This window comes from Candidatus Acetothermia bacterium, from assembly GCA_024653305.1.
GTDB lineage: Bacteria > Bipolaricaulota > Bipolaricaulia > Bipolaricaulales > Bipolaricaulaceae > JACIWI01.
Map to the genome: position 1 here is coordinate 159048 of JANLFW010000001.1, position 10515 is coordinate 169562.

11 protein-coding genes are annotated in these 10515 nt (G+C 69.8%); 4 read left to right on the forward strand and 7 right to left on the reverse strand.

The genetic code is table 11. The features are described from left to right. Positions 1-64: 64 nt before the first annotated feature. Positions 65-1447: a cysteine--tRNA ligase gene (gene cysS / locus NUV94_00820; GenBank protein MCR4391337.1), complete on the forward strand. Its 1383-nt coding sequence runs from the start codon at positions 65-67 to the stop codon at positions 1445-1447. On the opposite strand, the gene NUV94_00825 is transcribed toward cysS, so the two are convergent. Beyond that, positions 1444-2568: a CoA transferase gene (locus NUV94_00825; protein ID MCR4391338.1), complete on the reverse strand. Its 1125-nt coding sequence runs from the start codon at positions 2566-2568 to the stop codon at positions 1444-1446. The two genes, cysS and NUV94_00825, sit on opposite strands and share 4 nt — an antisense overlap. Further along, entirely contained in the window at positions 2565-3800 is a 1236-nt protein-coding gene (locus NUV94_00830; protein ID MCR4391339.1) for an endonuclease Q family protein, read from the reverse strand. Before NUV94_00830 ends, NUV94_00825 begins: the two co-directional genes overlap by 4 nt. 20 nt (positions 3801-3820) lie before the next feature. On the opposite strand from NUV94_00830, the gene NUV94_00835 reads away from it, so the two are divergent. Then, entirely contained in the window at positions 3821-4258 is a 438-nt protein-coding gene (locus NUV94_00835; GenBank protein MCR4391340.1) for a hypothetical protein, read from the forward strand. On the opposite strand, the gene NUV94_00840 is transcribed toward NUV94_00835, so the two are convergent. Genes NUV94_00840 through NUV94_00855 form a run of 4 tightly spaced genes read right to left on the reverse strand, consistent with a single transcriptional unit; the run spans position 4255 to position 7849 of the window. Beyond that, on the reverse strand, positions 4255-4464 hold the full coding sequence (locus tag NUV94_00840) for a hypothetical protein (protein MCR4391341.1): 210 nt from the start codon (positions 4462-4464) through the stop codon (positions 4255-4257). The genes NUV94_00835 and NUV94_00840 overlap by 4 nt on opposite strands. Continuing rightward, a complete protein-coding gene (locus NUV94_00845; protein ID MCR4391342.1) occupies positions 4461-5807 on the reverse strand; it encodes an alkaline phosphatase family protein in 1347 nt (448 codons plus the stop codon). The genes NUV94_00840 and NUV94_00845 overlap by 4 nt, the downstream gene beginning before the upstream one ends. After that, entirely contained in the window at positions 5804-7603 is a 1800-nt protein-coding gene (gene sat, locus NUV94_00850; protein ID MCR4391343.1) for a sulfate adenylyltransferase, read from the reverse strand. The genes NUV94_00845 and sat overlap by 4 nt, the downstream gene beginning before the upstream one ends. A gap of 48 nt (positions 7604-7651) precedes the next feature. Then, positions 7652-7849 carry a ribbon-helix-helix domain-containing protein gene (locus tag NUV94_00855; GenBank protein MCR4391344.1) on the reverse strand — a complete coding sequence of 66 codons (198 nt, stop codon included), beginning with the start codon at positions 7847-7849 and terminating at the stop codon, positions 7652-7654. A gap of 110 nt (positions 7850-7959) precedes the next feature. On the opposite strand from NUV94_00855, the gene NUV94_00860 reads away from it, so the two are divergent. Continuing rightward, positions 7960-8709, forward strand: coding sequence for a sulfite exporter TauE/SafE family protein (locus NUV94_00860; protein MCR4391345.1), 750 nt, complete (start codon positions 7960-7962; stop codon positions 8707-8709). Here NUV94_00860 and metK read toward each other — a convergent pair. Next, a complete protein-coding gene (gene metK / locus NUV94_00865) occupies positions 8706-9896 on the reverse strand; it encodes a methionine adenosyltransferase (GenBank protein MCR4391346.1) in 1191 nt (396 codons plus the stop codon). The genes NUV94_00860 and metK overlap by 4 nt on opposite strands. A 168-nt stretch (positions 9897-10064) precedes the next feature. Between metK and ndk the strand changes: the two genes are divergently transcribed. Beyond that, positions 10065-10514: a nucleoside-diphosphate kinase gene (gene ndk / locus NUV94_00870; protein MCR4391347.1), complete on the forward strand. Its 450-nt coding sequence runs from the start codon at positions 10065-10067 to the stop codon at positions 10512-10514. The last annotated feature ends 1 nt before the right edge of the window (position 10515 follow it).

Below are 10515 nucleotides of genomic sequence, written 5' to 3' on the forward strand. Positions count from 1 at the left end.
ACCGTGATCGCCGGACCCGGTTCACGGATCACGGATTTCGCATCGCGAAGGAGAGGTGGTGGGGTTGCGCCTGTACAACACGCTCACCCGCAAGCTGGAAGAGCTCTCGGTCCACGGCAACACGGTGCGGATGTACGTGTGCGGCCCCACCGTGTACGACCTCATCCACATCGGCAACGCCCGCCCGTTCATCGTGTTCGATGCCCTGCGCCGGTACCTGGAGGAGCAGGGGTACACCGTGCATTACGTCCAGAACATCACCGATGTGGACGACAAGATCATCCGCCGCGCCCAGGAGGAGGGGCGTCCGCCGGAGGAGGTGGCGGCCCGCTACACCGAGGCCTACCTCCAGGACCTTGCCGCCCTCGGGGTGCGACCGGCCACCCACTCCCCGAAGGCAACCGAGTACGTCCCCAAGATGATCGAACTCGTTCAGAGGCTTGTGGAGAAGGGGCATGCCTACGTGGTGGACGGGGACGTGTACTTCTCGGCCGGGAGCTTCCCCGAGTACGGGAAGCTGTCCGGCCGGGTCCGGGAGGAGCAGGAGGCCGGGGCCCGGGTGGAGGTGGACGAGCGGAAGCGGGATCCCCTGGATTTCGCCCTCTGGAAGGCGGCGAAGCCCCGGGAGCCCAAGTGGCCGTCCCCGTGGGGTGAGGGCCGCCCCGGCTGGCACACGGAGTGCGTGGTGATGGCGATGCACCTCCTCGGGGAGACGGTGGACATCCACGCCGGGGGCAGCGACCTCATCTTCCCCCATCACGAGAACGAGCTCGCCCAGGCCGAGGCCCTCAGTGGGAAGCCGTTCGTCAAGATCTGGCTGCACAACGGCCTCCTCACCGTGCGGGGGGAACGGATGGGGAAGTCCCTGGGGAACTTCGAGTACGCCCGGGACGTGGTGAACCGGTACGGGGGCGAGGCTGTCCGCTACTTCTACTTGGCGCGGGATTGGCGCAAGCCCCTGGAGTTCTCCCACGAGGCCCTCCTTGAGGCCAAGCGGGCGGTGGAGCGGGTGTACGACTTCCTGTGGGGGGCCGAGGCCCTGCCCGAACCAGCTCCACCTGCTCAACCGACGGAGCTTGAGCAGTTGGCGGAGAGGTTCCACGCGGAGCTTGAGGAGGACTTCAACACCCCCGGGGCGATCGGGGTGCTCCAAGAGATCGTGGGGGCAGGGCACCGGTGCCGCCTAGGTGGAGATCCGGCAGGGGCCAGGGCGGCGGCGGCACTGGTGCGGCGGCTGGGGAAGGCGCTGGGACTGTTCCAGAGGTCTCGGCCGGCGACCGAAGGGCTTGCGGACAAACTGATCGAGATGCTGATCGAGCTCCGCGGGGAGCTGCGCCGGGAGCGGCGGTTTGCCCTGGCCGACCGGATCCGGGACCGGCTCGGGGAGCTGGGGATCGAACTGCGCGACGGCCCAACCGGCACCACGTGGGCCCTCCGGCCCCGCTAGCCCAAACGCCCGAGGACCTCGGCCGTGTGTTCCCCCAACCGGGGTGGGGGGAGGAGACTGGGCGGCCAGGCCTGGGGCAGCGGGCAGGCCACGCTCGTATAGCGGCCCACCGCGGGGTGATCCACCTCCACCAGGAGTCGGCCGGTGAGTCCAGGGTCTCCGAACAGCTCCCCAAGCGAGTTCACCGGTCCGGCCGGAACCCCGGCCGCCTTCAGGTGGGCGATCCACTCCGCCCGGGGCCTCTGGCGGAACACGGCCTCCAGCACGGAGACGAGCGCGTCCCGGTTCTTCACCCGGTCGGGGTTCGTGGCGAACCGGGGATCTCCCGCGAGCTCGGGCCGGCCTACGGCCGCGCACAGGGCGCGGAACTGGTCGTCCGTGCCCACCGCCACCATCAGGAGGCCGTCCCCCGCCGGGAACGCCTGGTACGGGACGATGTGGGGATGCGCGGTCCCGAGCCGCTTCGGTTCCTCGCCGGTGAGGAGGAACGCCTGGGCCACGTTGACCAGGGCCGCCGCCGAACACTCGGCGAGCGTCACCTCCACCGCCTGCCCTTCCCCGGTGCGGGCCCGCTCGAGCAGCGCGGCCAGCGTCCCGGAAAGCGCGGCCCACGCGGTGAGCACGTCCACGATCGCCACCCCGACCTTGGCCGGCCGCTCCCCCTCGCCGGTGATCGCCATCAAGCCCCCGATGGCCTGGATCAGGGCGTCGAACCCGGGCTCGTCCCGGTACGGCCCGGGCGGGAACCCGGCGATCGCCACGTACACCAGGCGCGGGCAGATCTCCCGCACCTCGGGGTAGCCCAATCCCACCCGTTCCGCCGTCTCCGGGAGGAAGTTATGCACAAGCACGTCGCTTCCGGCGATCAAGCGACGTAGGATCGCCTGCCCTTCCTGGGAAACCAAGTCCAGGGCAAGCCCGTACTTCCCCCGGTTCACCGCCAGGAAATACGCGGACTCTCCCCCCACGAACGGCGGCCCCCAGCGGCGGGTCTCATCCCCGCTGCCGGGCCGCTCCACCTTGATCACCTCCGCCCCAAGGTCGGCCATCCACATCGTCGCGAGTGGCCCAGCCAGGATGCGGGAGAGGTCGAGGACACGAATTCCGGCGAGGGGCTTCATGGCTGATCAAACAGGGACAGCATTGGGGGCTCCTCATCCAGGAGGATCCTGACCTCCCCGTACACCCCGTCGTAGCCGGGGCGGATCGCGAGCTTGCTCGCCCTCATCTTGCCGATGGCCTGGACGACCCGCTGCGGGGCCCCGGCGGCGAGCTCGGTCAGCGGAAGGTCGAGGAGGATCGCGAGCTCGCTCCCGAACCGCGCCACCAGGCGCTGGTACTCCTCCTGCACGGCCTTCGTGTCCGGCCCCTGGCCCAAGGCTTGCCCGAGGATCTCGGGGAGCGGCACCAGCGACCGGTACGGGATCGCCCCGACCGGTTGGGACCCGGGTGGTCGATCGGCCAGCTCTTCCACCCGGTGCATCACCCCCACCGTGACCGGACGGCCGCAGACCGGGCAACGTCCCCTGTGGGCCCGCGTCTCGCTCGGGGCAAGCACCACCCCACACGCCCGGTGCCCATCGTAGTGGTACTTCCCCTCCTCGGGGAAGAACTCGATCGTCCCGAGGAACCGCTGCGGATCCTTGTTGCGGATGGCCTCGACCAGGGCGGGATAGGAGGGCTCGGAGAGGTCGAACGCGCACGCTTCCCGCCCGAGGCGGGACGGGGAGTGGGCGTCGGAGAAGGACACAAGGCTGAGGCGATCCAAGGCCGAGAGCCGCCAGTTCATCGGTGGGTCCGAGGAGAGGCCGGTCTCGATGGCGAACACGTGCCGGGCCGCCTCGCCAAGTCCCTCCTCCAGGGAGTCAAACCCGGACTGGGCCCCGAAGATCGAGCACCACGGGGTCCAGGCGTGGGCCGGGATGACGGCGGCGGAGGGGCTGGCGGCGAGCACGATCTCGATGAGCTTCGCCCCGGGGACGCCGAACGTGGGGCGCCCGTCGGCCGCGAGGCTCCCGAGCTTCCCCAGCTCCCGGTTGATGCGCGCTGCCTCCTCGGCCCCTGGGGCGAGCACCAGGAAGTGGACCCGCCGCACCCGTCCGTCCTGGGACCAGATCGCCGATACCTCGGTGGTGAACACGAAATGGACGCCCCCGTACGTGTAGATCCCTGTCCCGGCCGGGGTGAGCCCCGCCGCGAGCTCCTTGAACCACTTGGGGTGAGTGAAGTCCCCGGTACCCAGGATCTGAAGACCCTTCCATCGCGCCCACTGTGCGAGGTGCAGAAGGTCCATGTCCCCGCTCGTGGCCCGGGAGTAGCGCGAGTGCAGATGCAGGTCGGCGATGAGCCGCATAGGCCCAGTATAATCCAAGCATGACCAACAGGATACGGGTCGTCTTCGCATCCCGCACCGGCAACACGCGCAAGGTGGCCGACGCCATCGCCCAAGCGGTGGGCGGGGAGCTCGTGGACGTCCGGAAGAGCCCGCACTGTGACCTTTCCCAGGCGGGGTTCCTGTTCGTGGGGGATGGGGTGTACATGGGCCGGCCATCCAAGGCGATGGTGAGATTCCTCCAAGGCCTTTCCGTCCCGGCTGGGCTTAAGGCGGCGGTGTTCGGGACCTACGGCGCCCAGGCCAAGCAGCTCGATGTGCTCGCCCGGCTTCTTGAGGAGAAAGGGATCGAGGTCGTGGACCGGTTCGCCTGCCCGGGCCGGGACTGGTTCGCCCTCGGCCTCCTTAAGCGGGGCCGGCCGAACCAGGACGAGCTCCGCGCGGCCCAGGCATTCGCCCGTCGGGCAGTGGGCGGCTAGTCCAGGTAGCCAAGGTCGCGCAGGCGCCGCTCGAGCTCCCGCTCCTCGTCCGGGGTGAGGTCGGGGAGGAGTCCCTCCGCCCGCAGCTTCTCCCGCACCACCGCAGCCACGTACTCGTCCAGCGACCGGGCGGAAAGCAGCTCCAGGTTGGCCTCGACCGTGCGGGCGACCTCCTCAGGAATCCGCACCGTCCGGTACTCGCTCATCCCTGCTCCTCGACCCCGAAGTGGCGCAGGATGAGGTCCTTCACCTCGAGGATGCTCGCTTCGTGGCCCAAGCCCATGGGGGGGTCGGCGATGAGGATCCCGCACGGGGCGTGGTTGGCGTCGTCGGGACCGGTGTCGTTGGCGTGGAGGTGGATCCGGTTCCAGCCCACGGTGCCGATGGACCGCCAGGCGAGGTCCCCGAAGTACACGAGGAGATCCGGCGGGATGCCCCGCACCGCCCGGTAGGTCCGCTCCGGGTAAAGGACGCGGGTGCCCAGGGGGCGTCCGTGCTCGTCGGGGAGCGCCGTCAGGCGTTCGGCCAGCTCGGCCCGCACCTCCTCGTAGCGCCCGGGAGGGACCACGCCCTCCGGCTCGCGTCCGGCCACGTTCAGGAACACCCGCCCGTAGTAGCCGCCCTCGCCCCAGGCAATCGTCCGCGACCAGTCCACGCGGCCCTCTCGGATCAGGGCCTCCATGCGGGTCGGCGCTCCCGGGTATTCGTGGAGCGCGAGGTACCCTTCCTGGAGGAGCCACTCGTTGACCGCGATCCCCCCGCGCATCGGCTGCGCCCCGTGGTCGGAGGCGACGAGCACCTGGGTTCGGGCCGGCAGCTCGGCGAGCAGCTCCCCGAGCTCGTGGTCCAGGAACCGATAGTAGTCGCGCAGCGCGTCCCGGAACGGGCTCCGGGGGCCGTGCTTCGGGTGTGTGGGATCGTGGTCCGCCCAGAACGCGTGGTGCACCCGATCCGGGCCCATCTCCACCATGGCGAAGAAGTCCCACCGGAGCTCGGCGACCATCCGGCGGGCCAGGGCGAATCGGTTCGCGGTGGCTGTCCGCACCCGATCGAGTAGAGCGGCCTTGTCCTCGGTGCGGAACTCGCGCACGTCGAACGCGTACCCCCCGATCCAGCGCCGGACATCGTCCGCAAGCGAGGTGGGGTAGGTGTAGTCGGTGGCCGCCTCGGGGGCGGGGAACCCCGAGACGAGCCACCCCCGCACCGGCTTCGGGGGGTAGGTGCCAGGGATTCCCAGGAGCACCGAGGAGAGGCCGTACCGGCCCAGGATGTCCCATGCCGCGGGAGCGGTGAACCGGGTCGAGGTGGCGAGGGCAAGGCCGGTGTAGGAGTGATCGGCTCGGTTGCGGAACCCGTACACCCCAAGTTCGCCCGGGTCCTTGCCGGTCATCATGCACATCCACGCTGGCACGGTGATCGGCGGGTCCACCGACCGGAGGCGGAGGAAGCTCCCGCCCCGGACGATCCCGGCCAGGGTCGGCAGGTCCGGAAGAAGCTGGGAAAGGAGTTCCGGATCCACGCAATCGAGGCCGATCAGGGCCAGCCTCATCGCATCGCCTCCGCCAGGATCCGAGCCACCTCGGGTCGGGTCACCTCCGCCGGGGGCGTCTTCCCCTCCCGCAGCATCGCCCGGAGCTCGGTGCCGGACAGGGTCAGGTGGTCGGCCTCCGGGTGGGGACACGTCTTCTCCGTGGCCATCCCACCGCACCTCCGGCACCAGAAGGCAGGGCGAAACTTGAGGGGGATGATGCCGAGCTCGTCGGGGGCGAACCGATCGAAGATCTGTTGGGCCTCGTACGGACCGTAGAAGCTTCCAACCCCGGCGTGGTCGCGGCCGACCACAAAGTGGGTGGCCCCGAAGTTCTTCCGGCACAGGGCGTGGAAGACCGCCTCCCGTGGGCCCGCGTAGCGCATGTTGGCCGGGAACGCGCAGATGAACACGCGCTCCCGGGGGAAGTAGCCATCCACCAGGGCCCGGTACGTGGTCAAGCGAACCTGGGCCGGGACGTCCCCGGCCTGGGTCTCCCCCATCAGGGGGGAGAGGAGGAGACCATCGCAAACTTCAAGGGCGCACCGCAGGAGGTACTCGTGGGCCCGGTGCAGGGGGTTGCGGGTCTGGAACGCGGCCACCGTCCTCCAGCCGCGGCGGACGATCTCCGCCCGGGCCTTCTCCGGGGCCAGCTCCACCTCCGGGAACTCCGGGGCCGGGAGGTCCAGCGCCCAGGCCTCGCCGCCGACGAGGGTCGTGGGTTCGGCGAGGACCCGGGCCACCCCGGGGTGGTGGGGGTCATCCGTCCCGAACACGTGGTGGGCCTCCCACGCCGGATCACGGGTGAACACCTCGATCCCCCGCAGGATCCCCACCGCGGCCCCGTCCGGGCCGGCCAGGACAGCTAGACCTCCGGATCGCAGGGCGTCGGCGACCTTTGGCTCCACCGGGAGCACGATCGGGAGCGGCCACACCGTGCCGTCCGGGAGGCGCATCGTCTCCACCACCGACCGGTACGCCCGCTCCCCGAGGAACCCGGTGAGCGGGGAGTACACCCCGGTGGCCAGGCACCGTAGCTCCCGCAGGTAGTACGGGGACAGGGGAATTTGGGGAAGACCTTCCGCCTCCCGGCGCAGGGCGTCGGCTTCACGCCCCGTGAGGAGCCGGCACACCAGCCTCCCCCCGTGGGGCGGCACCACTCCCCCAGCTACGTCGCTCCCTTCTCTCGGATCCCCCTCTCCTCGTTGCGGGAGAGGGTCGCGGGCGAGGGGGACGCCCTCCCCCTGCCCCCGCCCATCCAGGGAGGAGAGCTGGGGAAGAGGGTGAGGGGCGATCAAGCCGTGCTCCTCCAGGTGCCGGATGACCTTGGCCGCCGACTCGGCGGGCGTCTCCCGGTCGGTGTCGCAGACGACCTCCGGGTGCTCCGGCTCCTCGTAGGGATCGTCGATCCCGGTGAAGCCTCGGACCTCCCCGGCGAGGGCCTTCTTGTACATCCCTTTCGGGTCGCGGGCGATCAACGTGGCGAGCGGACAGCGGCAGTACACCTCGACGAACCTGGGGGCGCGGGCCCGGGCAGCGCGCCGCGCCTCGCGGTACGGGGACACGAACGCGCACAGCGCGATCACGCCGTTCCTCGCAAGCAGCGCGGCCACGAAGCTCACCCGGCGGATGTTCTCGTCCCGGTCCTCCTTGGAGAACCCGAGATCCCAGGTCAGGTCCTGGCGCACCGTGTCCCCGTCGAGCCGCTCTACCGGACCGATCCCACGCCGCCTGAGTTCCCTCTCCAACGCCTGGGCCAGCGTCGTCTTCCCCGAGCCGGGAAGCCCGGTGAACCACACCACGAACCCTTGTTCCACCGTAATCCCCTTTCCGTGTTGGTACCCCCGAGGGGGTGGGAGCTCCGTCTAGAGGTAGCCAAGCCTGTGCAGCCGACGCCGGACGATCTCCACCTCGCGCGGGGTCAGGGTGGGCGGGTCGCCCTCGGTCTCGGCCACCAGGTCGCGCAGCACGTGCACCACGAACTCGTTCACCGAACGGTAGCCCGTATCCTCCACCACCCGCCGCAGCCGCTCGTAAAGCGGTCGCGGTATCTTCAGCGTCACACGATCGCTCGCCATACTCCAATTGGAGTATACAGCCGAGCTCAGGCCCATCCAAGCTCGTGTTTTCCTGGGCCGCTCGGTATACTCCGAACCGCTACCAAAGGAGGCCCATGATCCCGTGGCACTTGATCGGGCTATCGTTCGTCGCCGAGTACGTGGACTCGGCGCTCGGCATGGGCTATGGCACTGTCCTGACGCCCATCCTGCTCCTCCTCGGGTACCCCCCCGGTCAGGTGGTCCCGACCGTCCTCCTCGCCGAGCTGGGGACCGGGTTCCTCGCCGCCGGCTGGCATCACGGGCTCCGGAACGTGAACCTGCGCTGGGGCTCCCCAGACCTCACCGTGGCCGGGGTGCTGGGGGCGATGAGCGTCCTCGGCGCGGTGGCGGCCGTGGTAACCACGGTGAGCCTGCCCGCTCCGGCAGTGAAGCTGTACATCGCGGCGATGGTCACCGCGATGGGTATCGCGATCCTGGTCAGGCGGGCCCGAGAGTGGCGGTTCTCCTGGCCGCGCCTCCTGGCCATCGGAGCCATCGCCGCGTTCAACAAGGGCATCTCCGGCGGGGGGTACGGCCCCCTTGTGACCGCCGGCCAGATCCTGTCCGGGGTGGGTGCCAAGAACGCGGTGGGCATCACCAGCCTTGCCGAGGGGTTGACGTGCCTGGTAGGGGTGATGGCCTACCTGTTCCTGCAGCCGCCGGAGTCGTGGACGATGGCCCCCCCGCTCGTCCTGGGGGCGATCCTGTCCGTGCCGCTGGCCGCCCTCACCGTGAAGCGGGCCCCCGAACGAGGGGTCGCGCTCGCCGTGGGAGCAGCGGTGCTCGGGATCGGGGTCCTCAGCCTGGTCCGGGCCGTGGGCTAACGGGCGCGGGCCCCTGCCGCCTCGAGGAGCTCCTCCACCCGGTCGGGGGCCTCCCAGGTCGGGGCAAGATCGAGCCGGCCGAAGTGCCCGTAGCACGCGAACGGCTCGTAGATCGGCCTCCGCAGGTCCAGCCGCTCGATGATCGCCGCCGGGCGGAAGTCGAACACCTCGAGGACCACCCGGCGCAGCGCGTCCAGGGAGAGCCTCCCGGTGCCGTGCGTCTCCACGTTCACCGCGATGGGACGGGCCTGGCCGATGGCATACGCCACCTGGACCTCACACTCCTGGGCGAGCCCCGCCGCCACGACATTGATGGCCACGTAGCGGGCCATGTACGACCCGGACCGATCGACCTTGGTCGGGTCCTTGCCGGAGAACGCCCCCCCGCCGTGGGAGCCGTAGCCGCCGTAGGTGTCGGCGATGATCTTGCGCCCGGTCATCCCGGTGTCCGAGGCCGGGCCCCCGATCACGAACCGCCCCGATGTGTTGACGAGGATCTCCGTGTCCTCGTCTAGCCATCCGTCGAGCACCGGTTCCACCACCAGCCGCTTTAGATCCAGCCGCAACTCCTCAAGGGGGGTCTCCTCCGCGTGCTGTACGGCGAGGAGCACGGTATGGGCCCGGATTGGCCGCCCGTCCTCGTACTCCACCGTGACCTGGGTCTTCCCGTCCGGGCGTAGGTAGGGAAGGGTCCCATCCCGGCGCACCTCGCTCACCCGCTGGGCCAGCTTGTGGGCCAGGGTGATGGGAAGCGGCATCCGCTCCGGCGTCTCGGTGGTAGCGTAGCCGAACACGATCCCCTGGTCCCCCGCTCCCACCTGGTCGTACGGGTCCGTGGACCCGGCCCGGGCCTCCCGCGCCTTGAGCACGGCCTGGGCGATGTCCGGCGACTGCTGGCGGATGAGCACCGCTACCGCGCACGCATCGTGGGAAAGCCCGTACTCCGGCCGCGTGTACCCGACGTCCCGGATCACCCGGCGCGCGATCTCCCCCGGCTCGATGTGGGCGGTGGTGGCGACCTCGCCGCCGATGATGACCAGCCCTTGCATGGTGAACGTCTCGCATGCCACCCGGCCCTGCGGGTCCTGGGCGAGCACCGCGTCCAGGACCGCGTCGGAGATGCGGTCGGCGAGCTTGTCCGGGTGCCCCTCGGTCACGGATTCCGCGGTGATCAACTTCGTGGCCAATCCCACCTCCTCGGATCTAAGCTCTTCCCAGAGCGTCGTCGGGGAAGACTACCATACCCGCGTCCGATCGGCCAGCGCACCTTCCTGGCATCGGTCACTGCCTCGGGTTTTGAAGTAAACTCGGGGGCTTAAGATCGGTGCGTGTCGAGTTCATCCCAGGGAGGGACGATGGAACGGACGCTTGTGCTGCTCAAGCCGGATGCCGTGCAGCGGCGCCTCATCGGGCGGATCATCAGCCGGTTCGAGGACAAGGGGCTAAGCATCGTGGGGTTGAAGCTCCTTCGGATCTCCCCCGAGCTCGCGGAACGGCACTACGCCGAGCACCGTGGAAAGCCGTTCTACGGGGAGCTCGTGGCCTACATCACCTCGGCCCCGGTGGTGGCGATGGTGGTGGCAGGGCCGCGGGCCATTGACACCGTGCGCCGGCTGATGGGGAAGACCAATCCACTCGACGCCGAACCGGGCACGGTTCGCGGGGACTTCGGGCAGTCCATCACCATGAACCTCGTCCACGGCTCGGATTCCCCAGCCTCAGCAGCACGGGAGATCCCCTTGTTCTTCGGGGATCAGGAGTTGGTGGACTACCGGACGGCGGACGCGCCGTGGCTGGGAGGCTGAC

Excerpts from the sequence above, each read along its gene's own strand:
- NUV94_00845 (MCR4391342.1), bottom strand. The coding sequence starts at position 5,807 with ATGAGGCTGGCCCTGATCGGCCTCGATTGCGTGGATCCGGAACTCCTT.
- NUV94_00835 (MCR4391340.1), top strand. The coding sequence starts at position 3,821 with ATGACCAACAGGATACGGGTCGTCTTCGCATCCCGCACCGGCAACACG.
- NUV94_00830 (MCR4391339.1), bottom strand. The coding sequence starts at position 3,800 with ATGCGGCTCATCGCCGACCTGCATCTGCACTCGCGCTACTCCCGGGCC.
- ndk (MCR4391347.1), top strand. The coding sequence starts at position 10,065 with ATGGAACGGACGCTTGTGCTGCTCAAGCCGGATGCCGTGCAGCGGCGC.
- NUV94_00860 (MCR4391345.1), top strand. The coding sequence starts at position 7,960 with ATGATCCCGTGGCACTTGATCGGGCTATCGTTCGTCGCCGAGTACGTG.
- NUV94_00825 (MCR4391338.1), bottom strand. The coding sequence starts at position 2,568 with ATGAAGCCCCTCGCCGGAATTCGTGTCCTCGACCTCTCCCGCATCCTG.
- NUV94_00840 (MCR4391341.1), bottom strand. The coding sequence starts at position 4,464 with ATGAGCGAGTACCGGACGGTGCGGATTCCTGAGGAGGTCGCCCGCACG.